The sequence below is a fragment of the Propioniciclava coleopterorum genome, assembly GCF_011393335.1.
GTDB lineage: Bacteria > Actinomycetota > Actinomycetes > Propionibacteriales > Propionibacteriaceae > Propioniciclava > Propioniciclava coleopterorum.
Genome location: NZ_CP049865.1, coordinates 2,665,667 through 2,689,774, shown reverse-complemented (window position 1 = coordinate 2,689,774; position 24,108 = coordinate 2,665,667). Strand labels below are relative to the sequence as shown.

The 24,108-nt window shown below is 72.0% G+C and carries 26 protein-coding genes, 1 tRNA gene and 1 pseudogene; 8 read left to right on the top strand and 20 right to left on the bottom strand.

Annotated elements, in window-relative coordinates; genetic code table 11:
* Positions 1–50 precede the first annotated feature (50 nt).
* On the top strand, positions 51–812 hold the full coding sequence (locus G7070_RS12805; RefSeq protein WP_166234054.1) for a maleylpyruvate isomerase family mycothiol-dependent enzyme: 762 nt from the start codon (positions 51–53) through the stop codon (positions 810–812).
* Between the two features lie 162 nt (positions 813–974).
* On the opposite strand, the gene G7070_RS12800 is transcribed toward G7070_RS12805, so the two are convergent.
* Positions 975–1,574 (bottom strand): MBL fold metallo-hydrolase, encoded by a 600-nt coding sequence (locus G7070_RS12800; RefSeq protein ID WP_166234053.1) that lies wholly within the window; start codon positions 1,572–1,574, stop codon positions 975–977.
* Positions 1,575–1,645: 71 nt separating this feature from the next.
* On the opposite strand from G7070_RS12800, the gene G7070_RS12795 reads away from it, so the two are divergent.
* Both G7070_RS12795 and G7070_RS12790 read left to right on the top strand, forming a co-directional pair.
* Positions 1,646–2,371 (top strand): hypothetical protein, encoded by a 726-nt coding sequence (locus G7070_RS12795; RefSeq protein WP_166234052.1) that lies wholly within the window; start codon positions 1,646–1,648, stop codon positions 2,369–2,371.
* Between the two features lie 63 nt (positions 2,372–2,434).
* A complete protein-coding gene (locus G7070_RS12790) occupies positions 2,435–3,043 on the top strand; it encodes a hypothetical protein (RefSeq protein WP_166234051.1) in 609 nt (202 codons plus the stop codon).
* Positions 3,044–3,076: 33 nt separating this feature from the next.
* Here G7070_RS12790 and G7070_RS19645 read toward each other — a convergent pair whose 3' ends face one another.
* Genes G7070_RS19645 through G7070_RS12780 form a run of 3 tightly spaced genes read right to left on the bottom strand, consistent with a single transcriptional unit; the run spans position 3,077 to position 5,246 of the window.
* Entirely contained in the window at positions 3,077–3,457 is a 381-nt protein-coding gene (locus tag G7070_RS19645) for an SDR family oxidoreductase (RefSeq protein ID WP_206080163.1), read from the bottom strand.
* Positions 3,412–3,948, bottom strand: coding sequence for an SDR family NAD(P)-dependent oxidoreductase (locus G7070_RS19640; RefSeq protein ID WP_206079783.1), 537 nt, complete (start codon positions 3,946–3,948; stop codon positions 3,412–3,414). Before G7070_RS19640 ends, G7070_RS19645 begins: the two co-directional genes overlap by 46 nt.
* Complete coding sequence (locus G7070_RS12780) at positions 3,945–5,246, bottom strand: flavin-containing monooxygenase (RefSeq protein ID WP_206079782.1); 1,302 nt, start codon at positions 5,244–5,246, stop codon at positions 3,945–3,947. The genes G7070_RS19640 and G7070_RS12780 overlap by 4 nt, the downstream gene beginning before the upstream one ends.
* A gap of 132 nt (positions 5,247–5,378) precedes the next feature.
* Here G7070_RS12780 and G7070_RS12775 point away from each other — a divergent pair, with 132 nt between their 5' ends.
* Complete coding sequence (locus G7070_RS12775) at positions 5,379–6,083, top strand: dihydrofolate reductase family protein (RefSeq protein WP_206079781.1); 705 nt, start codon at positions 5,379–5,381, stop codon at positions 6,081–6,083.
* 54 nt (positions 6,084–6,137) lie between these two features.
* On the opposite strand, the gene uvrB is transcribed toward G7070_RS12775, so the two are convergent.
* From uvrB to G7070_RS18905, 7 genes and pseudogenes are all read right to left on the bottom strand, one after another.
* Complete coding sequence (uvrB, locus tag G7070_RS12770; RefSeq protein WP_166234050.1) at positions 6,138–8,207, bottom strand: excinuclease ABC subunit UvrB; 2,070 nt, start codon at positions 8,205–8,207, stop codon at positions 6,138–6,140.
* A 61-nt stretch (positions 8,208–8,268) separates the two neighbouring features.
* Complete coding sequence (coaE, locus tag G7070_RS12765) at positions 8,269–8,862, bottom strand: dephospho-CoA kinase (protein WP_246227099.1); 594 nt, start codon at positions 8,860–8,862, stop codon at positions 8,269–8,271.
* A gap of 12 nt (positions 8,863–8,874) precedes the next feature.
* Positions 8,875–9,306 (bottom strand): pilus assembly protein CpaE, encoded by a 432-nt coding sequence (locus tag G7070_RS12760; protein WP_206079780.1) that lies wholly within the window; start codon positions 9,304–9,306, stop codon positions 8,875–8,877.
* 195 nt (positions 9,307–9,501) lie between these two features.
* A complete protein-coding gene (gene rpsA / locus G7070_RS12755; protein ID WP_166234049.1) occupies positions 9,502–10,959 on the bottom strand; it encodes a 30S ribosomal protein S1 in 1,458 nt (485 codons plus the stop codon).
* 153 nt (positions 10,960–11,112) lie between these two features.
* A complete protein-coding gene (locus G7070_RS12750) occupies positions 11,113–12,468 on the bottom strand; it encodes a dicarboxylate/amino acid:cation symporter (protein ID WP_166234048.1) in 1,356 nt (451 codons plus the stop codon).
* A 248-nt stretch (positions 12,469–12,716) separates the two neighbouring features.
* Positions 12,717–12,911, bottom strand: coding sequence for a hypothetical protein (locus tag G7070_RS18910; protein WP_246227097.1), 195 nt, complete (start codon positions 12,909–12,911; stop codon positions 12,717–12,719).
* A gap of 30 nt (positions 12,912–12,941) precedes the next feature.
* A pseudogene (locus tag G7070_RS18905) lies at positions 12,942–12,992 on the bottom strand (hypothetical protein); the annotation flags it as partial.
* Between the two features lie 233 nt (positions 12,993–13,225).
* On the opposite strand from G7070_RS18905, the gene G7070_RS12740 reads away from it, so the two are divergent.
* Positions 13,226–13,867 (top strand): maleylpyruvate isomerase family mycothiol-dependent enzyme, encoded by a 642-nt coding sequence (locus G7070_RS12740; RefSeq protein ID WP_166234047.1) that lies wholly within the window; start codon positions 13,226–13,228, stop codon positions 13,865–13,867.
* A gap of 66 nt (positions 13,868–13,933) precedes the next feature.
* Positions 13,934–14,512 (top strand): maltokinase N-terminal cap-like domain-containing protein, encoded by a 579-nt coding sequence (locus tag G7070_RS17945; RefSeq protein WP_206079779.1) that lies wholly within the window; start codon positions 13,934–13,936, stop codon positions 14,510–14,512.
* Between the two features lie 43 nt (positions 14,513–14,555).
* Here the strand turns inward: G7070_RS17945 and G7070_RS12730 are convergent, their stop codons facing one another.
* Positions 14,556–15,065, bottom strand: a complete 510-nt coding sequence (locus tag G7070_RS12730) for an AAA family ATPase (RefSeq protein WP_246227095.1) — start codon at positions 15,063–15,065, stop codon at positions 14,556–14,558.
* Positions 15,066–15,109: 44 nt separating this feature from the next.
* Positions 15,110–17,827, bottom strand: coding sequence for a DNA polymerase I (gene polA / locus G7070_RS12725; protein WP_206079777.1), 2,718 nt, complete (start codon positions 17,825–17,827; stop codon positions 15,110–15,112).
* A gap of 67 nt (positions 17,828–17,894) precedes the next feature.
* On the opposite strand from polA, the gene G7070_RS12720 reads away from it, so the two are divergent.
* Complete coding sequence (locus G7070_RS12720; RefSeq protein WP_206079776.1) at positions 17,895–18,326, top strand: PaaI family thioesterase; 432 nt, start codon at positions 17,895–17,897, stop codon at positions 18,324–18,326.
* 6 nt (positions 18,327–18,332) lie between these two features.
* Here G7070_RS12720 and G7070_RS12715 read toward each other — a convergent pair whose 3' ends face one another.
* Positions 18,333–18,968 carry an ANTAR domain-containing response regulator gene (locus G7070_RS12715; protein WP_246227093.1) on the bottom strand — a complete coding sequence of 212 codons (636 nt, stop codon included), beginning with the start codon at positions 18,966–18,968 and terminating at the stop codon, positions 18,333–18,335.
* A 119-nt stretch (positions 18,969–19,087) separates the two neighbouring features.
* Here G7070_RS12715 and G7070_RS12710 point away from each other — a divergent pair.
* A tRNA-Leu gene (locus tag G7070_RS12710) sits at positions 19,088–19,170 on the top strand.
* A gap of 8 nt (positions 19,171–19,178) precedes the next feature.
* Here G7070_RS12710 and pyk read toward each other — a convergent pair.
* The 6 genes from pyk to G7070_RS12685 all read right to left on the bottom strand — a co-directional run bounded on the left by pyk (position 19,179) and on the right by G7070_RS12685 (position 24,051).
* Entirely contained in the window at positions 19,179–20,618 is a 1,440-nt protein-coding gene (gene pyk, locus G7070_RS12705) for a pyruvate kinase (RefSeq protein WP_246227091.1), read from the bottom strand.
* A gap of 95 nt (positions 20,619–20,713) precedes the next feature.
* On the bottom strand, positions 20,714–21,631 hold the full coding sequence (locus tag G7070_RS12700; protein ID WP_166234044.1) for an RluA family pseudouridine synthase: 918 nt from the start codon (positions 21,629–21,631) through the stop codon (positions 20,714–20,716).
* Positions 21,628–22,029: a signal peptidase II gene (locus G7070_RS12695; RefSeq protein WP_246227089.1), complete on the bottom strand. Its 402-nt coding sequence runs from the start codon at positions 22,027–22,029 to the stop codon at positions 21,628–21,630. The genes G7070_RS12700 and G7070_RS12695 overlap by 4 nt, the downstream gene beginning before the upstream one ends.
* Positions 21,996–22,193: a hypothetical protein gene (locus tag G7070_RS18900; protein ID WP_246227088.1), complete on the bottom strand. Its 198-nt coding sequence runs from the start codon at positions 22,191–22,193 to the stop codon at positions 21,996–21,998. Before G7070_RS18900 ends, G7070_RS12695 begins: the two co-directional genes overlap by 34 nt.
* Positions 22,166–22,585, bottom strand: coding sequence for a TraR/DksA family transcriptional regulator (locus G7070_RS12690; RefSeq protein ID WP_166234043.1), 420 nt, complete (start codon positions 22,583–22,585; stop codon positions 22,166–22,168). The genes G7070_RS18900 and G7070_RS12690 overlap by 28 nt, the downstream gene beginning before the upstream one ends.
* A 167-nt stretch (positions 22,586–22,752) precedes the next feature.
* A complete protein-coding gene (locus G7070_RS12685; protein WP_166234042.1) occupies positions 22,753–24,051 on the bottom strand; it encodes a DivIVA domain-containing protein in 1,299 nt (432 codons plus the stop codon).
* Positions 24,052–24,108 lie beyond the last annotated feature (57 nt).

Sequence of the window (24,108 nt, the reverse complement as noted above, 5' to 3'; positions counted from 1 at the left end):
TTGGGTGGGCTTTCCCCCGGGGCCCCCGGCTGCCGGGCTAGGGTGACACCATGCTTGCGATCCTCAACCAGGGCCAGGTCGGCCCTCCGCTGAAGAGGATCGCGTTGGCCACGCAGTCGCTGCTGCGGGACACCATCGAACTCGACGAGGAGCAGTGGCGCTCCGCGTCCCTGCTGCCCGGGTGGAGCCGCGCGCACGTCGCCACCCACATCGCCCGCAACGCCGACGCGCTGCGCCGGCTGATCGCCGCGTCCCTGTCCGGCGACCCCGCCCCGCTGTACCCCTCGGCCAGCCTGAAGTACAACGACATCGAGCGCGGCGCCGAGCGCTCCGGGCTGGACCTGCACGTCGACCTGGACACCGCGGCCGGCGAGCTGGCGCGCCTGATGGACCGCGTCGAGGACTGGATGGTGCCGGTCCGGCTCCCCGCCGGGGAGTTCCCGCTGTCGGTCGTCACCCTCATCCGGCTGCAGGAGCTGATCCTGCACCACCTCGACCTCAACACCGACTTCTCCTGGCAGGACGTCGACCCGATCCCCGCCGGCTGGCTGCTGGAGTGGACGGTCCTGCTCATGCGCGATGACCCCTCGCTGCCCGCCGTGGACATCTCCTCCGACGCGGGCGTCACCGCCTCGCTCGGCGGCGTGGGCGAGCGGCGCGCGGTCTCCGGCCCGGACGCCGCGCTGTGGGCCTGGCTCACCGGCCGCACCGACGGCGACGGCCTGACGTGGGAGGTCGACGGGTCGTCCGACGCGGACGAGGACGACGAACTCGACTCCCCCGCCCCGATCACCTTCCCGCTCGCCGGCTGACGCTCACCCTCCCGCTCGCCGGCTGACGCTCACCGCCGCCGCCGGAAAAATCAACGTCGGCGCAGTCACGGCCCTTCAGCCCGTCGGATCACCCCCGGATCGGGGCTCGAGTGCGTCGTGGTTGATTTTCTCGGTGCGGAGCGGCCCGACGGCGTCGCTGCGTCACCAGCCGCGCTCGCGCCACTCCGCCAGGTGCGGGCGCTCCGCGCCCAGCGTCGTGGGCAGCCCGTGGCCCGGCTGGACCACGGTGTCGTCGCCGAAGCGGTCGAACAGCTTGGCCTCGACGTCGTCCAGCAGGCGGGTGAAGTCGTCCGTGGACCCCGTCTTCCCGACGCCGCCGGGGAACAGCGAATCCCCGGTGAACAGGTGCACCGGGCCGTCGGCCGGCGTGTACGCCAGCGCGATGGAGCCGGGCGTGTGCCCGACCAGCCCGATCACCTCCAGTTCGACGTCCCCGACCCGGACCGTGTCGCCGTCCCAGACCCGGTCGTCGATGGTCACGCCGGTCTCGCCTTCGATGGCGTCGGCGTCCGGGGCGCCGGCGACCAGGCGGGCTCCCGTGTGGCTCGCGACGGCCGCCAGCGCCTGGACGTGGTCGCGGTGCCGGTGCGTCGTGACGAGCGCCTCGACCGGGGTGTCCCCGATCATCGCCAGCAGCGCCAGCGGGTCGGCGGCGGCGTCGATCAGCAGGCCCTGTCCGCCCTCGATGAGCAGGTAGGCGTTGTTCTCCATGGTGCCCACGACTGCGCTGTGAATCTCCATGCCGCCATCCTGCCAGCGTGTTCGCGATCCGGGGCTGTCGCGGGGTGGTCGCCCGCCCCTAGGCTGCGCCCATGACACCCCTGCGCGCGCTGGTGGCCGCGCTCCTGGTCGCGGCCCTCACGTCGGGGTGCAGCGTCACTTCGTTCCTCGGCGCGGGGCGCCGCCCGGCCCCCGTCCCCGTGCGCACCACCCCGGCCGCGCCCGCCGGTACCGCCACGCCGACGGCGACACCCACCGCGACGCCGACGCCCACCCCCACGCTGCCCGCCGGCTCGACCATGGTCACCACCACCCGGTCCGAGATCTCCTTCGCGCTGCCGGACGACTGGACCGTCGTGGACTCTCGGATCCTGACCCGCCGCGACGGCAAGGGCGACCTGCCGCCCGAGGTGTCGACCCTGGCCGACGCGCTGGGCATGTCCGAGGAGGAGGTCATCGCCCTCATCGAGGAGGAGATGGAGCTCATGGCGGTGGGCGAGGTGCGCCCCGGGTTCACCGACAGCATCAACGTCACCCGCCTCAACGACTTCGGCATCGTGCCGGGCGAGGAGATCTTCCGCAACGAGTTCACCAAGCTCGGGTGGGACGTCGGCGCCGTCGAGAAGCTGACCACCCCGTCGGGGACGCGGGCGACCGTCGTGCGGTACTCCATCGACGCGGAGGGCCCCACGGCGCACGGCGTCGCGATCAACTTCCTGTCCTCGGGCGAGGCGTTGGTCATCACCGTCACCGCTTCCAGCGACGCCGCCGCCCGGGCGACCTCGCGCCTGGTGCTCGACACGCTCACGCTGCCCTGAGCGCGGCGTCCGCGGGGCGGCGCCGCTGGCCCGCCCCGCGAGGGCCCCTTTAGGCTCGGCGGCATGACCCGCTCCCGCCTGGCCACCCTGATCCTCCCCGCCCTCGTCGGCGCGCTGACGCTGGGCGGCTGCGCCGCACCCGCCCTGCCCGGGCCCGGCCCGGCGCTGCCCGGGCAGCCGGCGGCGTTCGTCGTGGAGCCCGGCGCCCGGATCGGTCTGTCCGACGTCGGCTGGACGTTCCAGGTGCCCAAGGGGTCCGCGTACATCGTTCCCGGCATGGAACGCTCCGGCGAGGTCAAGGACGGCGACGCCATGCCCTCGACCGAGTGGCTGCTCAACGCGCCCACGGTGCTGCGTCCCGACGGGACCATCCCGGCCATGGTCATGATCTCCGGCGCCGAGGACATGGCCGAGCCCACCGACGAGCACCTCCAAGCGGTGGCCGACGCCATGGGCCGCGAGCTCGGGACGGTCGAGCGCGTGCAGACGCCGGTCGGCCAGGCCGTGCTGGTGAGCCGCCCCGACGAGGTGGCGGCGGGCATGCGCGGCTGGGAAGTGAATATCTTCGACCCCGAGACCAAGATGCTGGTCACGATGCTGTGCACCGCCCCCCGGATCGAGGACGCCGCCGTGATCCGCGATCTGGTGGTCTCCACGCTGGCGAAGGGCTGAGGGCTGGGCGCGGGCCGACCGCCGGGTACCGCCTCAGCCTTCGACGAGTTCCCACCCCGCCGCCGTTCGGCGCGCCAGCCCCTGGGCCTCCAGCCCGCGCAGGTAGGCGTCCAGGCCGCGCTCGCCCTTGCGCCGGAACAGGGACATGAGCCGCGGCAGCTGGTTGGGGAACAGGGTGCCGAACCGGACCAGCAGCGACTCCGACAGCCGCGGGTACGCCTCCAGGCGCGGCCGGTCCAGCAGCCCCATCATCGCCCGGGCGACGGCGGCCGGCGGCAGCGGCGGGTCCTGGAACTGCAGGCTGTTGCCGCCCTCGACGGCCTCGCGCCGCAGCATCGGGGTGTCGGTGGCCGACGGCAGCACCGAGCTCACCGTGATCCCCTTGGACGCCAGGTCCAGGCCGATGGACAGCATCGCCCCGCGCAGCCCGAACTTGGACGCGGTGTAGATCGGGGTCTCCCCAGCGGCATGATCCCGCCCAGCGACACCGTGGTGATGACGCGCGGGTCGGGCGCGGCCCGCAGCAGCGGGACGGCCAGCCGGGTCAGCACCAGCGGCGAGATCAGGTTGACCTCCAGTTCGCGGCGGATGCTCGCGACGTCGCGCTCGTCGAACCGCTCCGCGCTGGTCATGCCGACGTTGTTGATGAGCACGTCGAGGCGTCCGAAGTCGCGCTGCAGCGCCGCGATCAGCCGCTCCACCTGGGACTCGTCGGTCAGGTCGCACGCGTACGCGCGGTGGCCGGCGCCGGGCAGCGCCGCGACGGCCTCGCCGGCGCGCTCGGCGCGCACGTCGATGACGGCCAGGGTGGCGCCGCGCTCGGCGGCCGGGTGGAGGAACGCGGCCGCGATGCCCCCGGCCCCGCCCGTGATCGCGATCACCTTGCCCCGGTAGTCGTAGCTCATCGGGCCGCCTCCGAGCCGACGGCCCACCCGAACTCGGCGCCGGTGCGGTCCAGGTACGCGACGAAGGCGTCGGCGTCCACGTAGCCGCGGTGGCGCGGCGAGGAGTCGAACCGCAGCCCGTTGCTCAGGCGCGGCCGGTCGCTGCGGATCCGCTCGGCGAACCGCGCGGCCATCTGGGTGCCGGCAGCCCGCTCGCCCAGGTAGCCGGCGACGAGGTGCGCCTGCTTGTCGAACAGGTGGTAGGCGCCCGAGTTCGTCTCGGTGAACCCGACGGCGTACAGGCCGGGGTGCCGCCGCGAGAACGCGTTCAGGTAGAGGTCGTCGGGATGCTGCGGGTCGCCGAACAGGTCCTGGGCGAACGGCACCGCGTGCTGGTACCCGGTGGCGAGCAGGATGAGGTCGAACGGCGCGCTGGTGCCGTCGGTGAAGGTCACCGTCGCGCCGTCGGCCCCGCGGACGCCCACCCGCGGCGTCACGTCGCCGTGGCGCAGGTGGTGCAGCAACTGGTCGTTGAGGACGGGGTGGGTCTCGAACAGCTTGTGGTCGGGCTTCTGCAGCCCCACGCGCGTCAGGTCGCCCACCAGGAGGCGCAGCAGCGGCTGCAGCAGGGCCCGCTCGAGGCGCTTGGGCAGGAACGAGCCGGCACCGCCGACGATGTCGGACGGCACGCCGAACACGTGCTTGGGGATGAACCAGTACCCGCGCCGCATGCTGATGCTGGCGTGCGCCGCCGTCCGGGCGGCGTCGCAGGCGATGTCGCACGCCGAGTTGCCCCCGCCCACGATCAGGACGCGCCGGCCGGCGAACTCGTCGGCCGACCGGTAGGTCACCGAGTGCCGCACCTCGCCGGTGAAGCCCTCGATGCTCGGCGCCAGCGGCGTCCACTGGGCACCCGTGCAGACGATCACCGCGGAGTGCTCGGCCGTGGTGCCGTCGGCGAAGCCGACCCGCCACCTCGACGCCTCGGGCGCGAGCGAGGTGACCTCGGTGCCGAACCGGATCCGCCCGGTCAGGCCGTGGTGGTCGGCGAACGCCCGCAGGTAGCCGAGGATCTGCCGGTGGCTCGGGTAGTCCGGGTAGTCGTCCGGCATCGGGAACCCGCTGAAGCCCGACACGGTCCGCGACGAGATGAAGTGCGCCGACTCGTACATCGGGGTCCCCGGCGCGTCGATGTCCCAGACGCCGCCGACGCCCGTGTGACGTTCGACGTGCGCGTAGTCCAACCCGCGCTCGGACAGCGCGCGGGCGACGGCGAGCCCGGCGGGGCCCGCTCCGATGATGAGCACAGGTGCTGCCACAACGACCTCCACGGCGAGATTTCGGCTGGCGGCATCGTAGGGGTGATCCCGGCCCGCGGCGAGGGGCGTGTCCGCCCTCTGGTTTCCCGGCCCGACCGGGGCGGATCGGGGGGCGTGCCGCAGAATGAGCCGGTGCCACCCGATCAGCCGCACCCCGACGTCGTGGACCTCACCGCCGCCGTCTCCGCCCGCACCGACGACCTGGTCCGCCGCTTGCAGTCCCCCGGCGGCCCCGACGAGGACCGCAGCGGCGGCTTCGAGCACGGCGGCTGGATGGGGCGCTTCGTCGACGAGGTGTTCGGCGAGGTCGTCGACGGCTGGTTCGCGCGCACCGACGCCCTGCTGTTCGGACGGCACACCTACGACGTGATGGCCTCCTACTGGCCGCACGTCACCGACCCGAAGGACGCGACCGCCGCGCGGCTGAACGCCGCCCCCAAGCACGTGGTCTCGCGCACGCTGACCCCGGAGCGCGCCACCTGGAACAACACCGTGGAGGTCATCGGCGACGACGTCGCCGAGCGGATCCGCGCGCTGAAGGCGTCCGGGGAGGGGAACCTGCAGGTGCACGGCAGTTGGCGGCTCATCCAGGCGCTGACCGAGCACGGGCTGGTGGACGAGTACCACGTGATCCAGTTCCCGACCGTGGTCGGGGCGGGCAAGCGGCTGTTCGACACCGGGACGCCGGCCGGCGCGTTCGAGGTCAGCGACGTGCGGACCACCGGCACCGGCGCGATCGCGATCGTCGCTGCGGCCGACCCCCTTCCAGGTGGCGAACCACGCGGTGGTCGAGGGGCGCGACACCGTGGTGTGACGGGTGCACGCCCGGGCAGCTGAGGCTTCGCCCCGGCCCGGGGCGCGGTCACGAGCCCGCGGCGCCGCCGGGGAGCGTCACTTGGTGGCCTCGACCACCTGCCGGATCGTCTTCTTCAGGTCGTGGATCTCGTCGCGCAGCTGCGCCGCCGTCTCGAACTGCAGGTCGCGGGCGGCGGCGTGCATCTGGTCGGTGAGCTCGTGGACCAGGCTCGCCAGCTCCGAGGTCGGCAGGGCCGCCAGGTCGCGGTCCTTGCTCGGCACCGGGGAGGTCTTCTTCTCGTCGAACCGACCCACGACGTCCCAGGTGTCGGCGTCCTCGCGGGCGAGCATCTCGGTGATGTCGGCGATCTTCTTGCGCAGCGGCTGGGGGTCGATGCCGTGCTCGGTGTTGTAGGCGACCTGCTTGTCGCGGCGCCGGTTCGTCTCGTCGATGGCGGCCTCCATCGACGGGGTCATCTTGTCGGCGTACATGTGCACCTGGCCGCCGACGTTACGGGCCGCGCGGCCGATCGTCTGGATGAGCGACCGCTCCGAGCGCAGGAAGCCCTCCTTGTCGGCGTCCAGGATCGCGACCAGCGACACCTCGGGCAGGTCGAGGCCCTCCCGCAGCAGGTTGATGCCCACCAGCACGTCGTAGCTGCCCAGCCGCAGCTCGCGCAGCAGCTCGATGCGCTTGAGCGTGTCGACCTCCGAGTGGAGGTAGCGGGTGCGGATGCCGTTCTCCATCAGGTAGTCCGTCAGGTCCTCGGCCATCTTCTTGGTCAGCGTCGTGACCAGGACGCGCTCGTTGCGCTCGACGCGCGGCCGGATCTCGCCCATCAGGTCGTCGATCTGGCCCTTCGTGGGCTTCACGATCACCTCGGGGTCGACCAGGCCGGTCGGGCGGATCACCTGCTCGACGTAGCCGTCGCCGCGCGCCAGCTCGTAGGGGCCCGGCGTCGCCGACAGGTACACCGTCTGCCCGATGCGCTCGGTGAACTCCTCGAAGCGCAGCGGCCGGTTGTCCATCGCGCTGGGGAGCCGGAACCCGAAGTCGACCAGGGTGCGCTTGCGCGACATGTCGCCCTCGTACATGCCGCCGATCTGCGGCACCGTGACGTGCGACTCGTCCACGACCAGCACGAAGTCCTCGGGGAAGTAGTCCAGCAGGCAGTTCGGCGGCGTGCCGGGGCCGCGGCCGTCGATGTGGCGGGAGTAGTTCTCGATGCCCGAGCAGGTGCCGATCTGGCGCATCATCTCGACGTCGTAGCCGGTGCGCATGCGCAGCCGCTGCGCCTCCAGCAGCTTGTTCTCGCCCTCCAGCTCCGTCAGCCGGTCGGTGAGCTCGGTCTCGATGCCGCCCAGCGCGCGCTCCATCCGCTCGGGGCCGGCCACGTAGTGCGACGCGGGGAACACGTAGACCTCGGCGTCCTCGCTGAGCACCTCGCCCGTGAGCGGGTGCAGCGTGGACAGCGCCTCGATCTCGTCGCCGAAGAACTCCACCCGGACGGCGTTCTCCTCGTACATCGGGAAGATCTCCATCGTGTCGCCCCGGACGCGGAACGTGCCGCGGGTGGCGGCCAGGTCGTTGCGGACGTACTGGTTCGTCACCAGCGAGCGGGCCAGCGACTCCATGTCGTGCTCCTCGCCCACCCGCAGCCGCAGCATGCGGTCCACGTACTCCTGCGGCGTGCCCAGGCCGTAGATCGCCGACACGGTCGCCACGACGATGACGTCGCGCCGGGTGAGCAGCGAGTTGGTGGCCGAGTGCCGCAGCCGCTCGACCTCCTCGTTCAGCGAGGAGTCCTTCTCGATGTAGGTGTCCGACTGCGGGACGTACGCCTCGGGCTGGTAGTAGTCGTAGTAGCTGACGAAGTACTCGATGGCGTTGTCGGGGAAGAACTGCCGCAACTCGGTGGCGAACTGCGCCGCCAGCGTCTTGTTCGGCTGCATGACGAGCATGGGCCGCTGCAGCCGCTCGGCCAGCCACGCCACCGTGGCCGTCTTGCCGGTGCCGGTGGCGCCCAGGAGCACCACATCCTGCTCGCCCGCGTTGATCCGGCGCTCGAGCTCGGCGATGGCGGCGGGCTGGTCGCCGCCGGGCTCGAAGTCCGCCTGGACGTGGAACGGGGCCACCCGCCGCGTGATGTCTGTCGTGGGGCGCATGACTCCAGCGTAGGCGTCCGCTCCGACAAAACCTGGGCCGCAAGCCGTGGGCGAACAGGGCTCAGGCGCGGGTGAGTTCTCCCCACAGCACCGCGACCCGGCGACGCAGGGCGTCCAGGTCGCCGGTGTTCTCGACCACGAGATCGGCCGCGGCCAGCCGGCGCTCCCGCGACGCCTGGGCGTCCAGGCGGGCCAGGGCGTCCTCGCGGCTCAGACCGTTGCGGGCCCGCAGCCGTGCCAACTGGGTCTCCTCGTCGGTGTCGACCACCACGACGGTGTCGAACCGGCCCGCCAGCCCCGCCTCGACCAGCAGCGGGATCACGTCGATCACCACCGACCCGGGCGGAGCCGCGGCGCGCAGCCACTCGGCGCGCTCGCGGATGGCGGGGTGCGTGATCGACTCCAGGTCGGCCCGCGCATCCGGGTCGGCGAAGACGATCCGCCCCAGCGCGGCCCGGTCGAGCGCGCCGTCGGGGGTCAGGACGCCCGCCCCGAAGCGGGCCTCGATGGCGTCCAGCCCCGGCGTCCCCGGCTCGACGACCTCGCGGGCCAGCACGTCGGCGTCGATGATGATCGCCCCCCGCTCGGCCAGCAGGTCGGCGACCGCCGACTTGCCCGAGGCGATCCCCCCGGTCAGCGCGATCCGTCCCGTCACGCCGCCATCCTGTCACGCCGGGTCCCGGCACGCGCGGTCATCGGGACGCCGCCACGAGCGCCAGCAGGGCCGCCGCGTAGGCGTCCGCGGGGTCGGGCGCCGCGAAGCTGCGCTCCCCGCGCCCGGGAGTTCGATCGCCACCTCGAACCCCTCCCCGGCACGGCGGAGGCCGCGGAAGGCGCCGCCCAACAGGCCGCGCAGTTGATGCTCCAGCGGCAGCCACAGCGCGTCGGCCAACTCGACCGAGTCCAGCGCCCACTCGGTCGTGCCGTTGAACGCGAGCACCGTGCCGCCCGGGCGCTCGCGCGCCTCGATCACCATCTCGGCCACCGTGAACACCGACCCCGCCATCTCCGAGGACCGGAGGGTGAACCGGTCCCCGGCGGTGGGCTGCCAGCGCACGCCCGCGGCGTCCAGTCCCTGGGCCATCAGCAGTCCGATCACGCCCCAGTATCCCCGGGCCGGTCGCCGGGGCGGGGAGGCGGCCTCGCGGGTCCTGCGCGTGGTCGGGCTCCGTCCCCGCCGGAGGCGACCCGACCGCGCCGCTCGAACCCGGACGCCGGGTGCGCGCACAGACGCCGACGCCCCCGCTCCGGGAAGGAGCGGGGGCGCCGGCGTTCGATCAGCGCGTCAGGCGGTTCAGTTGCCGCCGGTCAGCTTCTCGCGCAGGGCCTGCAGGGCCTCGTCCGAGGCGAGCGAGCCCTCGGGGGAGGTGGCGGCCGCACCGCCCGCGGAGTAGGACGCGGAGTTGTTGGACTCCAGCGCCGCGGCGCTCTCGGCCGCCTCGGCGTCCTCGACCTGCTTCTTGTGGGCCATCCAGCGGGCCTGGGCCTCGGCGTACTGCTGCTCCCACGCGCGCTGCTGGTCCTCGTAGCCGGGCTTCCACTCCTGGGTCTCCGGATCGAAGCCCTCGGGGTAGATGTAGTTGCCCTGGTCGTCGTAGGACGCGGTCATGCCGTACAGCGACGGGTCGAAGTCGTCGGCCGCGACGTCGACGCCCTCGTTGGCCTGCTTGAGGCTCAGCGAGATGCGGCGGCGCTCCAGGTCGATGTCGATGATCTTGACCATGACCTCGTCGTTGACCGACACGACCTGCTCGGGGATCTCGACGTGACGCTCGGCGAGCTCGGACACGTGGACCAGGCCCTCGATGCCGTCGCCCACGCGGACGAACGCACCGAACGGCACCAGCTTGGTGACCTTGCCGGGCACGATGTGACCGATCTGGTGGGTCCGGGCGAAGGTCTGCCACGGATCCTCCTGGGTCGCCTTCAGCGACAGCGAGACGCGCTCGCGGTCCATGTCGACGTCCAGCACCTCGACCGTGACGTCCTGGCCGACCTCGACGACCTCGGACGGGTGGTCGATGTGCTTCCAGGACAGCTCGGAGACGTGCACGAGGCCGTCCACGCCGCCCAGGTCGACGAAGGCGCCGAAGTTGACGATCGAGGAGACGACACCCTTGCGGATCTGGCCCTTCGACAGCTGGTTGAGGAACGTGTGACGGACCTCGGACTGCGTCTGCTCGAGCCACGCACGGCGGGACAGCACCACGTTGTTGCGGTTCTTGTCCAGCTCGATGATCTTGGCCTCGATCTCCTGACCCACGTAGGGCTGCAGATCGCGGACGCGGCGCATCTCCACCAGGGACGCGGGCAGGAAGCCACGCAGGCCGATGTCGACGATGAGGCCGCCCTTGACCACCTCGATGACCCGGCCGGTGACGACGCCGTCCTCTTCCTTGATCTTCTCGATCGTGCCCCAGGCGCGCTCGTACTGCGCACGCTTCTTGGACAGGATCAGACGACCCTCCTTGTCCTCCTTCTGCTGAACGAGGGCCTCGATCTCATCACCGACGGCGACGACCTCGAACGGGTCCACGTCGTGCTTGATGGAGAGTTCCTTGGAGGGGATCACACCTTCGGTCTTGTAACCGATGTCGAGCAGGACCTCGTCCCGATCGACCTTGACGACGGTACCGGTGACGATGTCCCCGTCGTTGAAGTACTTGATAGTGGCGTCGACTGCGCTGGCGAACTCATCGTCCGAGCTGAAGTCGTCGACGGCGACCTGAGCGGCCTCAGGAGTGGAGGTCATGTAGTAGGGCTCCGATAACTGGAAGTTGATGATGGTGGTGCGATGCGGCCCGTCGCGTCCACCACACTCGGTCCGGTGATGGACAGACCACGCCGATCCACCAGCCTACGCGTCGCCCCGGGCTAGCGCAAAGCTGATGGATCGGCGCGCGACTCAGGCGAGCGCCGGCTCGGGCTCGGGCGCCTCGAGGGTGCGGTGGCCGTTGTAGACGTCCTCGTCCAGGATCCCGGCGCGCTTGGCGACGATCGTGGGGACGAGCGCCTGCCCGGCCACGTTCGTGGCGGTGCGGACCATGTCGAGGATCGGGTCGATGGCCAGCAGCAGGCCGACGCCCTCCAGCGGCAGCCCCAGGGTCGACAGCGTCAGGGTCAGCATGACGATGGCGCCGGTCAGGCCCGCGGTGGCGGCGGAGCCGACGACCGCGACGAACGCGATCAGGACGTAGTGCTGCAGGGTGAGCGGGACGCCGAACAGCTGCGCGACCGTGATGGCGGCGAGCGCGGGGTAGATGGCGGCGCAGCCGTCCATCTTGGTCGTGGCGCCCAGCGGCACCGCGAAGCTGGCGTAGCTGCGGGGGACGCCCAGCTTGTAGATGGCGTTGCTCTGGGTCACCGGCAGGGTGCCCAGCGAGCTGCGGGACACGAACGCGAAGGTGATGGCCTCCCAGGTGCCGGCGAAGAACCGGCGCACCGACAGGCCGTGCAGCTTCAGCAGCACCGGGTACAGGCCGAACAGCACCAGGGCGCAGCCGATGTAGACGTCGAGGGCGAACACGCCCAGCGGCGCGAGCAGGTCCCAGCCGTAGGTGGCGATCGCCTTGCCGATGAGCGCGGCGGTGCCGACCGGGGCCAGCAGGATGATCCACCACACGAGCTTCTGGAGGATCTCCAGGGTGGAGGAGGCGAAGCTGATGAACGGGTCGGCCTTCGCGCCGACGGCCAGGGCCGCGGCGCCCAGGGCGATCCCGAGGACCACGAGCTGCAGGACGTTGAAGTTGACGCTGCTGGCGACCGACACCGCTCCCCCGGCGGCCTGGGTGGCCCTGGAGGTGACCTCCAGGCCGAGGAAGTTCGAGGGGACGAGCGCCTTGAGGAAGTCGAGCCAGGTGCCCTGGGTCGCGGACGCCTTGGCGCCCTCGAGGCTGATGGACGCCGAGGATCCCGGGTTGGTCAGGACGCCCAACCCGATGCCGATGAGGACCGAGATGAACGCGGTGATGGCGAACCACACCAGCGTCTGGACGGCCAGCCGCGCGGCGTTGGCGACGTGACGCAGCTGGGTGATGGAGACGATGAGCGCGGTGAGGACGAGCGGGACGACGATGACGCGCAGCAACTGCACGAAGATCGTCCCGACGGTGTTGAGGATCTCGGTGAGCCAGGCCAGCGAGAAGGTGCGGGCCAGGAAGCCCAGGACGATGCCGACGGCCAGGCCGATGAGGACCTGGGCCCAGAACGGGATGCGCACGCGGGCCTTGGACTCGGGGCTCGCAGAAGCTGAGGCGGACATGGACGGTGCCTTTCGAGGAGGCGCGGCGCGGCGCGCCGCGTGATGCGGAGGTTGGTGCAGAACGGGGCAGGTTCGAAGGGGGCGCGGCAGCGCTCAGCCCCGACAACCACAGGTGCTGCGCAGGCACAGATCGACCGTCAGACGACGCCAGAAGCCCGGCATGCAGCACCCCCTCGCAGGTTGGTTGATGCGTCCACCATACGCCCGGCGGGCGGGGGCCACCAATCCGCCACGCGCGGCGAGACGGCTCACTCGATCCAGGGATCCACGAGCGGCCGGAGCCGGGTCAGCGCGGCCCCCAGCGCGGCGTAGCCGTCCGCCCCGAGCGCCGCCCGCCACTCGGCCGCGACGTCCGCCTCGACGCGACGGGCCACCTCGCGCGCCGCCACCCCCCGCTCCCCCAGCAGGATGAGGCGCGCGCGGCCGTCGTCGGGATCGGGCACCCGCCGGACGTAGCCGCCCCGCTCCAGGCCGTCGACCGCGACGGCGGCGGACTGCTTGGTGACGCGGGCCGCCTCGGCCAGGTCGACCAGCCGGCTGCCCCCTCGGCGATCCGGGCGGCGATCCGGGCCTGGGCGGCGGTCAGGTCGGGGAACCCGGCGGCCCGGACCCCTTCGAGGACGCGGGCCTCGACGTGGCGGGCGGCGATGCCCATGAGCGTCGCGGGGGGCAGGGGGTCCATGGATCCTCCTTGACAGAACCGGTCAGGCAGTCTGACCATTATCGTCAGATACTCTGACTATCACGGGGGGTCGCCATGAGGCAAGTCATCGATCCGGAATGGGCCTGGGACGTCATCGTCGGCGAGCGGGCCGCGCTGTCCTCCCGGCTGCACGGACTCACCGCCGCGCAGTGGGACCACCCGACCCTGTGCGCCGGCTGGCGGGTCCGCGATGTCGCCGCCCACGTCATCGCCGCGCCGCAGCTCACCTGGGGCGAACTCGCCCGGCTGCTCCCGCAGGTCTGGCGGGGGTACAACGGCCTGACCCTGTGGGACGGGCGCCACCGCGGCAGCGCCCCGGTCGCCGACATCCTCGCCCAGTGGGAGCGGTGGGCCCCGGTCCGGCGCGGGCCGGCGGTCGTGACGCACCGCGAGAACCTCATCGACATCCTGGTGCACACCCAGGACATCCTCCGGCCGCTCGGCATCGACTACGAGCCGCCCGCTGCGGCGGCCGCGGTGGCGGCGCGCGCCTGCGAGGCGGTCGCCGGGCTGCTGGGCGCGCGCCGGGCGGTGAGAGACGTCCGGATGGTCGCGTCCGACACCGACTTCGATCGGGGCGCCGGCCCCCTTGTCGAGGGCCCGGTCGTCGAGTTGCTGATGCTGCGGGCGGGGCGTCCGGCCGCGTGGGAACGGCTGCGGGGTCCAGGGGTCGGACAGCTGGTCCGGTCACGGTGAAACACCTCCCGCCGGCACCCGGTCGGGACTAGCGTGGTGTCACCGATACACGAGGAGAGAAACACCATGAGCGGCACCGCGAAGGTCCACCCCAGCGCCACCCTGTCCCCCAGCAAGCTCGAGCTTCTCGCCGGCTGGCTGCCCAAGCAGGCCTGGTTCCAGGGCGACCCCGCCGACCTCACGCAGGTCGCCCGCTACCGGCTCGCCGACCCCGACGGCGAGGTGGGCCTCGACGGCATGTTCGTGCGCAGCGGAGACGTCGTCTACCACGTCCCGGTCACGTGGCGCGGCGAGCCCCTGGACGAGGGCTCCCTCATCGGGACGCTCGAGCACAGCGCCCTGGGCACCCGCTACGGCTACGACGCCACGACCGACCCCATCTACGTGTCCGAGTTGCTGCGCGTGATCCGCGAGGGCGACAACGGCGCCGACATCGAGTCGGCCGACACCGGGGAGGCGCTGCCCAACCCGACCGTGATCGCGGGCACGGGCCTGCCGCCCACCGTGGACGCCCAGGGCCAGGTCCGCCTCATCCGCGTCCTCGACCCCGAGCACGAGGACACCCGGGCCGCCCGCGGCCTGCTCACGGTGTCGTGGACGCTCCAGGACGAGCCGCGCGAGGACATCCTGGCCGTCCTGCGCTGACCACTTGGCCCGGCGCCCTCCGGCGCCGGGAGTGACGGCGCGCTCAGGTCGACACGACGAGGTCGGCCCGGGCGCGCGTCGCGTCCGCGGCGAACAGCGCGTCCTCCTGGGCGGCCCAGCGCTCCCAGAACGGGCGGTAGGCCTCGCCGTCGCGCGCCAGCCCGCGCGCCCGGCGGATCTCCCGCGGCGCGTCCACCCAGACGCGGACCGCCGCGTACCGGGCGGCCTCCCCCACGCTCGCGCCGCAGCCCTCGATGACCAGGACCGGCGGCGTCTCGAGGACGCGGGTCTCGCCGCGCCGGCGTCCGGCCCAGTCCCAGACCCGGTAGCGCGCCGCTCGCCCCGCCGCCAGCGGTTCCAGCACCTCGGAGACCAGCAGCGCGACGCCCTCGCGCAGGCCGTCCCACCCCGGATACAAGTCGTCCATGTGGACGACCGGGCATCCCAGGAGCGCCACCACGTCCTGGGCGAGCGTCGTCTTGCCCGCGCCGGAGGGTCCGTCGATGGCGACCACGAGGGTGGCGCCGCACCGCGGCCGCGCCCGCGCGGCCAAGGCGGCGATCGCAGCCCCGGCGAGGGCGCCCTCGACCGCGGCGGTCAGTGCGCGGCCTCGTGCCAACTGCGGCCCAGCCCCACGCTGACGTCGAGCGGGACGGCCATGTCGACGGCGTTCCCCATGCGCTCGCGCACCAGGGCCTCCAGGGCCGACGCCTCGCCGGGCGCCACCTCGAAGACCAGTTCGTCGTGCACCTGCAGCAGCATCCGGGAGTCGAGCCCCTGCTGCGCCAGCCCGGCCTCGACGTCGAGCATCGCCAGCTTGATGATGTCGGCGGCCGACCCCTGGATCGGCGCGTTGAGCGCCATCCGCTCGGCCATCTCGCGGCGCTGCCGGTTGGAGGAGGTCAGGTCCGGCAGGTAGCGGCGCCGCCCCAGGATCGTCTCGGTGTAGCCCGTCTTGCGGGCCTGCGCCACGATGCCCGTCAGGTACTCCCGGACGTGCCCGAACCGCTCGAAGTACTCCTCCATCAGGCCGCGGGCCTCGCTCACGGAGATCTTGAGCTGCCCCGAGAGCCCGAACGCGGACAGCCCGTAGGCCAGCCCGTAGTTCATCGCCTTGATCTTGGCGCGCATCGCCCCGCTCACGGCGTCCGGCTCGACGCCGAAGACGCGCGCCGCCATCGCGGAGTGGAAGTCGGCCCCGGACGCGAAGGCCTCGATCAGGCCGGCGTCGCCGGACGCGTGGGCCATGATCCGCATCTCGATCTGGCTGTAGTCGGCCGTCAGCAGCGTCTCGTAGCCCTGCCCGACCACGAAGGCGTCCCGGATCCGACGGCCCGCCTCGGTGCGGATCGGGATGTTCTGCAGGTTGGGGTCGGTCGAGCTGAGGCGTCCGGTCGCGGCGACCGTCTGCAGGTAGGTGGTGTGCACGCGGCCGTCGTCGGCGATCGACTTCTGCAGCCCCTCGACGGTCTGCCGCAGCCGGATCTGGTCGCGGTGCCGCAGCAGGGCCGCCAGGAACGGGTGCTCGGTCTTCTCGTACAGCCCCTCCAGCGCGTCCGCGTCGGTGGTGTAGCCGGTGCGGGTCTTGCGGGTCTTCGGCATCTGCAGCTCGTCGAACAGCACCACCTGGAGCTGCTTGGGCGAGCCGAGGTTGATCGGCTTGCCGATGGCGTCGTAGGCCTCCTGCTCGGCGCGGCGCACCTCGGCGTCGAAGTCCGACCAGAGCGCGTCGAGCGCGTCGGTGTCCAGCGCGATGCCGGTGCGCTCCATCGTGGCCAGGGTGCGCTGCAGCGGCAGCTCGACCTCGCGCAGCAGCGACGCCCCGCCGGCCTCGGCGAGCTCGTCGTCCAGGACGCTCGCGAGCTCGGCGACCGCGCGCGCCCGCAGCATCGCGTCCCGCCCGGCGTCGGGATCCTCGAAGTCGAGGGCGAGTTGGCCGTCGTCGGCGGGCGCGGCCCCCTCCACGGTGAGCTCGCGGCGCAGGTGGCGGGCTGCGAGGTCGGCCAGGTCGTAGGTGCGCTGGTCGGGGCGCAGCAGGTAGGCCGCCAGGTGGGTGTCGGACTGCAGGCCGTGCAGTTCCCAGCCGCGCGCCCAGATCGCCTCCAGCGGTCCCTTGGCGTCGTGCAGCGCCTTGGGGGCGTCCGCGGCGGCCAGCCAGGCGGCGAGGGCCGCGTCGTCGGCCGGGGTGAGGGCGACGACGTCGAGCCAGGCCGCCGACCCGTCGAGCGCGGCGAGGCCGATGCCGGTCAGGTCGCCGGTGCCGCCCGCCCAGCGGCCCTCGGGGTGGACCCCGACCAGGTCGCCGCCGTGCTCCTCCAGCCAGCCGGCCAGCTCGTCGGGCCCCAGCACCGTGGCCTCGACCTCGAACCCGCCCTCGGGCTCCAGGTCCTTGGCCGGCAGGGTCTCCAGCAGCCGCTCGCGCAGGACGCGGAACTCCAGCGCGTCGAACAGGGTGTGCACCGCCTCGCGGTCCCAGTCGGTGCGCGCGAAGTCGTCGGGGCCCAGGGGCAGCTCCAACGTGCGGACCAGCGCGTTGAGCTCCCGGTTGCGCTTCACGTCGTCCAGGTGCGCCCGGAACGACTCCCCCGCCTTGCCGCGCACCCCGTCGGCGTGGGTGATGAGGTTCTCCAGGCCGTCGTACTCGGCGAGCCACTTGGCCGCGGTCTTCGGCCCGACGCCCGGCACGCCCGGCAGGTTGTCCGAGGTCTCCCCGACCAGGGCGGCCAGCTCGGGGTAGCGCGTGGGGGCCACCAGGTAGCGCTCCTCGACGCCCGCCGGGTCGAGGCGGAGCAGGTCGCTGACGCCCTTGCGCGGGTACAGCACCGTGGTGTGGGCGTCCACGAGCTGCATCGCGTCGCGGTCGCCGGTCACGATCAGCGTCTCGAACCCCTGCTCGCCCGCCTGCCGGGACAGGGTGGCGATGATGTCGTCGGCCTCGTAGCCCTCCAGATCCAGGTGGCGGATGCGCAGCGCGTCCAGCACCTCGCGGACCAGGCCCACCTGCCCCTTGAACTCCTCGGGCGACGTCGAGCGGTTCGCCTTGTACTCGGAGTAGCGCTCGGTGCGGAACGTCTGGCGGCTCAGGTCGAAGGCGACGGCCACGTGGGTGGGCTGCTCGTCGCGGAGCACGTTGATGAGCATCGAGGTGAAGCCGTAGACGCCGTTGGTGTGCTGCCCGGTGCTGGTGGAGAAGTTCTCCACCGGGAGGGCGAAGAAGGCGCGGTAGGCGACCGAATGGCCGTCGATCAACAGCAGGCGCGGGCGGGGAGCGGCGGTCTCGGTCACGGACGGCAGCCTAGCCGCTGACCCCGACATTCCCGGACGCCGCGGGGACGCCGGCCGCCCCTGCGTCCGGGGCGCGGGGTCTGCCACGATGGGGCCCATGGACATCGCGCGATGGCCGGCCCTGGCGGCCGGCGGCCTCGACGAGAAGATGGGCTTCGAGCTCACCGAGCTGAGCGCCGAGCGCGCGTCCGGGCGGATGCCGGTGGCCGGCAACACCCAGCCGTTCGGGCTGTGGCACGGCGGGGCGTCCTGCGTGCTGGCCGAGACGCTGGCGTCCATGGCCGCCTACGAGGCCGCGGGTGAGGGGGGCGCCGCCTTCGGCGTCGACCTGAACGCCACCCATCACGCCCCCGCGCGCGAGGGCTGGGTGCACGGCCAGGCGCGCGCGATCCGCATCGGCGGGACGCTGGGCACCTGGGAGGTCCTGATCACCGACGACGCCGGGCAGCGGCTGTGCACCGCGCGCGTGACGGTCGCCCTGCGACGCGCGAAGCCCCGCCCGGAACCGGACGGGGCTCGCGAAGCCTGAGCGGCCTCAGTCCTCCTCGGGACGCGCCTTCTTCTTGCCCTTCTTGCCCTTGCCGGCCGAGTTGTGGTCGATGACGCCCTCGGCGACCTCGCGCATCGACTTGCGCAGGTCCATGGCGGTCTTCTGGATCCAGCGGAAGGCCTCGGCCTCGCTCAGCCCCAGGCCCTCCTGCAGCATGCCCTTGGCCTGGTCGACGGCCTTGCGGGACGCCAGGCGGTCCTCCAGGTCGGCGACCTCGTCGTCCAGGGCGCGGATCTCGGCGAAGCGCGCCATCGCCAGCTCGATCGCGGGGACCACGTCGGAGGCGTCGAACGGCTTCACGACGTAGGCCATGGCGCCGGCCTCGCGGGCGCGGTCGACCAGCTCACGCTGGCTGAACGCCGTCAGCATCACCACGGGCGCGATCCGGTCCTCCGCGATCATCGTCGCCGCCGTGATGCCGTCCATGACGGGCATCTTGACGTCGAGCACGACCAGGTCGGGCTCCAGTTCGCGCGCCAGCTTGACCGCCTCTTCGCCGTTGCCGGCCTCGCCGACGACCTCGTAGCCCTCGCCGGTGAGGAGCTCGACGAGATCCAGACGGATGAGCGCTTCGTCCTCGGCGACGAGCACGCGCGGCTGCTTGGGGGGAGTGTCACTCACGGGTATCACCTTCCTTCCATCACGTTCTTCTCGTTCCTGCTCTGCTGTGCCCGGAGTACCGCCCCGCTGCCCCGATGCGACGTGTCCGGCACCAGTGTGGCACTATGTTGGACGCACTCGCCGGGGTGGCGGAATGGTATACGCGGACGGCTCAAACCCGTCTGGGCGCAAGCCCGTAGGGGTTCGAATCCCCTTCCCGGTACGGCCGGATCACGCGATCTCGGCCACGCGGAGCGAGTTGGTCTTGCCCGCGGTGTGCTTCGGGTTGCCCGCCACGATGACGAGGCGGTCCCCCGACTCGACCATCCCGGTGCCCTTGAGGCTGTTCTGCACGGCGTCCACCATGGCGTCCATCGAGTAGAACTCCGGGGTGGTGAACGACTTGATCCCCCACGCGACCGTCATCTTCTGCGCGGTCTCCAGGTAGGGGCTGAACGAGCACACCTGCACCGTCGAGCGCAGCCGGGCCAGGCGCAGGGCGGTGTCGCCGGTCTTGGTGAAGGCCACCAGGTACTTGGCGCCGATCCGCTCGGCGACCTCGACGGCGGCCTTCGCGATGATGCCCGAGGTGGTGTGCGGGTCCCAGTCGATCTTGAAGATCTGGTCCAGGCCGAGCGACTCGGTCTTGCGGATGATCCGGCCCATCGTGTCGACCGTGACGATCGGCCACTGGCCGACCGCGGTCTCACCCGACAGCATGACCGCGTCGGCGCCGTCCAGGATGGCGTTGGCCACGTCGGACGCCTCGGCGCGCGTGGGGCGGGGCGCGCTGATCATCGACTCCAGCATCTGCGTGGCGACGATGACCGGCTTGGCGTTCTGCCGGGCCGCGGTGATGATCCGCTTCTGGACGCCGGGGACGTCTTCGAGCGGCAGTTCGACGCCGAGGTCGCCGCGCGCCACCATGATCGCGTCGAACGCGATGACGATGTCGTCGAGCGCGGCCACGGCCTGCGGCTTCTCGATCTTGGCGATGACCGGCACGCGGCGTCCGAACTCGTCCATGATGGCGTGCACGTCGTCGACGTCGCGGGCCGAACGCACGAAGGACAGCGCCACCATGTCGACGCTGTTCTCCAGCGCCCAGCGCAGGTCGTCGGCGTCCTTCTCGCTCAGCGCGGGGACGCTCACGGCGACGCCGGGCAGGTTGATGCCCTTGTGGTCGCTGACGCGGCCGCCCACGATCACCTCGGTGACCACGTCGGTGTCGGTGACCTCGAGCGCCCTGAGCTCGATGGCGCCGTCGTTGATGAGGATCTGGTCGCCGGGCTTCACGTCCTTGGTCAGGGTGGCCAGCGTCGTGCCGGACCGCTCGCGGGTGCCCAGGAAGTCGCCGTCGGTGGTGATGGTGAACCGGTCGCCGGCGGTGAGCATCTCCTCGCCGTTGGCGAACTTGCCCAGCCGGATCTTGGGGCCCTGGAGGTCGGCGAAGACGCCGATCGGGCGGCCGGCGGACTCTGCCGCCTGGCGCACCGCGTTGAGCCGGCGCAGGTGGGTCTCGTGGTCGCCGTGGCTCATGTTCAACCGGGCGACGTTCATCCCCGCCTCGATGAGCTCAAGCACCTTCTCCGGGGAATCAGTTGCCGGGCCGAGCGTGCAGACGATCTTCGCGCGTCGGTTGGGGAGTCCATCGTTCTTCAGGTTTGCCACGCGGCAAAGATTACCCCAACGCCCGGCGCACACCCCCTTCGGAGGCAGCGGCTTGCATTAATTGGTCCGACCAACTATTTCCGGACGCGCGGCCCTCAGCCGCCCTGCTCCACGACCTCCAGCGCGCGGCGCAGATCGTCGGGGTACGGTGAGGTGAACGTGACCCACTCCCCCGTGCCCGGGTGCTCGAACCCGAGCTCCACGGCGTGCAGCCACTGCCGCTCCAGGCCCAGGCGCGCCGACAGCGTGGGGTCGGCGCCGTAGAGCGGGTCGCCGACGCAGGGGTGCTTCAGGGCCGCCATGTGGACGCGGATCTGGTGGGTGCGGCCGGTCTCCAGGTGCACCTCCAGCAGCGTCGCGGCGCGGAACGCCTCGAGCGTCTCGTAGTGCGTGACGCTGTGACGTCCGCCGTCGACGATCGCCATCTTCCAGTCGTGACCGGGGTGGCGCGCGATGGGGGCGTCGATCGTGCCCGTGAACGGGTCGGGGTGGCCCTGCACGAGCGCGTGGTAGATCTTCGTGACCGTGCGGTCCCGGAAGGCCCGCTTGAGGCCCGTGTAGGCCCGCTCGCTCTTGGCCACGACCATCAGCCCGGACGTGCCCACGTCGAGCCGCTGCACGATGCCCTGCCGCTCGGCGGCCCCCGAGGTCGAGATGCGGAACCCCGCCGCCGCCAGGTGCGACACCACGTCGGGGCCGTCCCACCCCAGCGACGGGTGCGCGGCGACGCCGGCGGGCTTGTCGATGACGACGAGGTCGGCGTCGTCGTGCACGATCCGGATGCCCTCGACCAGCTGCGGGGTGACCTGGGCGACGCGCGGCTCGGGCAGCTCGACCTCCAGCATGTCCCCGGCCGCGACGCGCGTGGACTTGGTGACGGCGGTGCCGTTGAGGCGCACGAGGCCCTGCTCGATGAGCTCGGCGAGCCGTGAACGGCTCACCCCGGTCATCCGGGACGCCGCGGCGTCCACCCGGTCGCCCGCGAGGCCGTCCGGCACCAGGTGGATGCTCACGCCTCGGCCTTGTCCGCGTCCCGCGTCGAGCGGCCCGCCAGGTCGACCTGGGTGATGGCGACGAGCCAGATGATGAGTACGGCCGCGAACGTGATGCACATGTCGGCCACGTTGAAGATCGCGAAGTTGGGCAGCTGCAGGAAGTCGACCACGTGCCCGTGCAGGAAGCCCGGCGGGCGGAAGATCCGGTCGGTCAGGTTCCCGAGGATGCCCGCCAGCACCAGGCCCAGCGCGACGACCCAGCCCACGTGGCGGGTGCGCGGCAGGAGCCGCCCCAGCACGAACACCAGCGCCACGATCGAGATGACGGTGAACACCGGGGTCACCGACTCCCCCATGCTGAACGCCGCTCCGGGGTTGAAGATCAGCTGCAGCCGGAGCAGGCCGCCCAGCAGCACCGGGGGTTCTGCGGGTCGAGGTACGCCAGGGCGAGCGTCTTGGTGCCCAGGTCGATCAGGTAGCCGACCAGCGCCACGCCCAGGGCGAGGCCCCAGGCGACCTTCGGCGAGACGGTGCGGTGCGGCGCGGGAGCGGTTATCGCCGTTCCTCCCGCTGCTTGCACGCCATGCACAGCGTCGCGCGCGGGAACGCGATCAGCCGGTCCTTGCCGATGGGCTCGCCGCACACCTCGCACCAGCCGTACTGCCCGGAGTCCAGTCGGCGCAGGGCGTTCTGCGCCTGGTCGAGCATGTCGCGGGCGTTCTGCACCAGCGACATCTCCTGGTCGCGCTCGAAGTTGGTGGAGCCGACGTCGGCCGGGTCGCGGCCGGCGCCCTCGGTCCCGTCGTCGAAGAGCCGCTCCAGGCCCCGCTCGGCGGTGCGGATGGCGCGCTCCATGCGCTGGACGTCGAAGACCAGGTCCTCGCGGACCTCGTCGAGCTCGTCCTGGGTCCAGGGATCCTCCCCGTCCAGGACGGGAACCGCGACCTCGTTCCCCTTGGCCGGCTTGGGCATCTATTACCCCCGAATGGTGTGTGGCGACAACGTTGAGCGCAGACAGTACCACCATCGAGCCCCGGCGCGCCTCCCGGGAACGCCCGGGTGACACGGACGTTTCACCGGCGGACGCGACGACGCCCCGGACGGCGGACCGTCCGGGGCGTCGAGGCGTGCGTGTCGGCTCAGTGCTCGTCGTTCAGCAGCGCATCCAGACGCGGCGTCGCCGAGGTGCCGCGGACGCCGTCCTTCATCAGGTCGGGGGTGTCCTCCGGCGTCAGCTTGTTGTCGCGCAGCGCGGCGATCTGCTTCTCCAGGTGCGAGGTGAACGAGTCGCGGAACCGCTTCTCGAAGTCGCGCAGGTGATCGACGCGGCCCGAGAGCTCGTCGCGCTCCTGCTCGAGCGTGCTGAACAGCTCCGAGCGACGGGACACGGCGTCCTTGTCGACCTGGGCGGCACGCTGGTCGGCGTCCCCGGTGGTCTTCTCGGCCTGGGCGCGGGCGTCGTTCTCGATGCTCTGGGCCAGCTCGTGGGCGTCGTTGGTCGTCTTCTCGGCGGCGGCCTGCGCGTCCGCGGTGGTCTTCTCCGCGGCGGCCTTGGCCTCGGAGGTGACCTTCTCGGCCAGCGCGTTGGCCTCCGACGTCGTCTTCTCGGCCTCGCTCTTGGCCTCGGTGACGAGCTGCTCGGCCTGCTCGGTCGCCATCTGCAGCAGGCGCGTCACGGCCGGCGAGGCGTCGCTCGCGGCGCGGACGATGATCTCCTGCGGGCCCGCACCCACGGACGCGACGGCGACGGGGGCGTCGACCGCCGCGGCCATCGCCGGGGTGGCCAGGGTCTGCTTGAGCTGCTCGAGCTCGCCGGTGAGACCCTCGAGGCGGGCGTCGCGGCTGTTGACCTCGCCGCGCAGCTCCTGGACCTGGCCGCGCAGCTCGTCGATCTGCTGGTCGCGGTTCGCGAGCTCGCTCTCCAGGTGGGCGGCCTTGTCGCCGCCGCCGGCCAGCGAGTTGTGCAGGTTGGCGATCTCGTCCTGCTTGCGCTGCAGTTCCTCGTCCTTGTCGCGCAGCGCGTCGGCGTGCTGCGACAGGTCGCCGCGGTGCTGGGCGAGCTCCTCGTCCTTGGCGCGCAGCTGCGAGGTCAGGTCGGCCTCGCGGGCCTGGGCCTGCTCGCGCAGCTCGTCCAGTTGACGCTGGAGGGCCGCGGCGTCGTCGGACTGACCGGAGCGGGCGGCCGAGAGTTCGCCCTTGAGGCGCTCGATCTCGGCTTCCCTGGCCTCGAGGGCCTCCTTCAGCTCGGCGTCGCCGGCGCCTCCGCCCGACGCGGAGAGCGTCGAGACCTGCTGCTGCAGCGTCGCGTTCTCCTCGCCGAGGGCGACCAGCGTCGTCTCGACCTTGTCGACGAACGTGTCGACATCAGCCGGGTCGTAGCCGTTCCGGCGGGCCAAGTGGAAACGCGTGTCGCGCACCTGCTCGATGGTCAGGGTCATCGTTCACCTCACGTGATGGACAATCGTTGTGGGTGCGCGCGGGGGCGCCCCTACGGG

Excerpts from the sequence above, each read along its gene's own strand:
- G7070_RS12805 (WP_166234054.1), top strand. The coding sequence starts at position 51 with ATGCTTGCGATCCTCAACCAGGGCCAGGTCGGCCCTCCGCTGAAGAGG.
- G7070_RS12800 (WP_166234053.1), bottom strand. The coding sequence starts at position 1,574 with ATGGAGATTCACAGCGCAGTCGTGGGCACCATGGAGAACAACGCCTAC.
- G7070_RS12795 (WP_166234052.1), top strand. The coding sequence starts at position 1,646 with ATGACACCCCTGCGCGCGCTGGTGGCCGCGCTCCTGGTCGCGGCCCTC.
- G7070_RS12790 (WP_166234051.1), top strand. The coding sequence starts at position 2,435 with ATGACCCGCTCCCGCCTGGCCACCCTGATCCTCCCCGCCCTCGTCGGC.
- G7070_RS19645 (WP_206080163.1), bottom strand. The coding sequence starts at position 3,457 with ATGCTGTCCATCGGCCTGGACCTGGCGTCCAAGGGGATCACGGTGAGC.
- G7070_RS19640 (WP_206079783.1), bottom strand. The coding sequence starts at position 3,948 with ATGAGCTACGACTACCGGGGCAAGGTGATCGCGATCACGGGCGGGGCC.
- uvrB (WP_166234050.1), bottom strand. The coding sequence starts at position 8,207 with ATGCGCCCCACGACAGACATCACGCGGCGGGTGGCCCCGTTCCACGTC.
- rpsA (WP_166234049.1), bottom strand. The coding sequence starts at position 10,959 with ATGACCTCCACTCCTGAGGCCGCTCAGGTCGCCGTCGACGACTTCAGC.
- G7070_RS12750 (WP_166234048.1), bottom strand. The coding sequence starts at position 12,468 with ATGTCCGCCTCAGCTTCTGCGAGCCCCGAGTCCAAGGCCCGCGTGCGC.
- G7070_RS12740 (WP_166234047.1), top strand. The coding sequence starts at position 13,226 with ATGAGGCAAGTCATCGATCCGGAATGGGCCTGGGACGTCATCGTCGGC.
- G7070_RS17945 (WP_206079779.1), top strand. The coding sequence starts at position 13,934 with ATGAGCGGCACCGCGAAGGTCCACCCCAGCGCCACCCTGTCCCCCAGC.
- polA (WP_206079777.1), bottom strand. The coding sequence starts at position 17,827 with ATGTCGGGGTCAGCGGCTAGGCTGCCGTCCGTGACCGAGACCGCCGCT.
- G7070_RS12720 (WP_206079776.1), top strand. The coding sequence starts at position 17,895 with ATGGACATCGCGCGATGGCCGGCCCTGGCGGCCGGCGGCCTCGACGAG.
- G7070_RS12690 (WP_166234043.1), bottom strand. The coding sequence starts at position 22,585 with ATGCCCAAGCCGGCCAAGGGGAACGAGGTCGCGGTTCCCGTCCTGGAC.
- G7070_RS12685 (WP_166234042.1), bottom strand. The coding sequence starts at position 24,051 with ATGACCCTGACCATCGAGCAGGTGCGCGACACGCGTTTCCACTTGGCC.